Origin of the sequence: Nocardioides sp. CPCC 206348 (genome assembly GCF_048654705.1) — a bacterium.
In the GTDB taxonomy this organism is placed as follows: Bacteria; Actinomycetota; Actinomycetes; order Propionibacteriales; family Nocardioidaceae; genus Nocardioides.
Genome location: NZ_JBMCZA010000241.1, coordinates 10,274 through 10,905 on the forward strand (window position 1 = coordinate 10,274; position 632 = coordinate 10,905).

The 632-nt window shown below is 73.3% G+C and carries 1 protein-coding gene; it reads right to left on the bottom strand.

The genetic code is table 11. From position 1 onward, the window contains the following. A partial coding sequence (locus tag ACOADB_RS28030) for an MFS transporter (protein ID WP_378606911.1) occupies positions 1–632 on the bottom strand: 632 nt, incomplete at both ends.

The following is a 632-nucleotide window of genomic DNA, read 5'->3' on the forward strand; positions in this document are numbered from 1 at the left end:
GGGCTGGTGCAGGCAACGGCGCACGAACGCCGTCACCAGCCCGACACCGGCCAGCAGTACGACGACCGTGACCGGGTCCAGCCCGGACTTCCCGACGTGCTTGATGGCGTAGACCGTTGCCGCCATGCCGGCGACCGACAGCAGCACTCCGGTCGCGTCGATCCGTCCCGGGCGGTCCGAGCGGCTCTCGGGCAGCAGCACCCGGCCGGCGAGGAACGCGACGACCATCAGCGGGACGTTGACGAGGAACGCAGCCTGCCAGCTGTACGCATGCAGCAGCGCACCGCCGACGATCGGGCCGACGGCGCCGCCGACGGCGGCCATCGACGCCCAGAGGCCGAGCGCGAACGCGCGCTCGCGGGCGTCGGGGAACAGGGCGCGGATCAGCGACAGCGTCGCCGGCATGATCATCGCGCCGCCGACGCCGAGGAGGGCACGGACCACGATCACGTCACCGGGCGAGCGGGCGGCGAGGGCAGCCAGCGAGGCCACCGCGAACACGGTGAAGCCTGCGAGCAGCATCCGGCGGCGTCCCCAGCGGTCGGCGAGGGCGGCGACGGGGACGAGCAGGCCAGCGAGGACGAGTGCGTAGACATCGACGATCCAGAGCTGCGCGAGGGCACCGGCCTGCA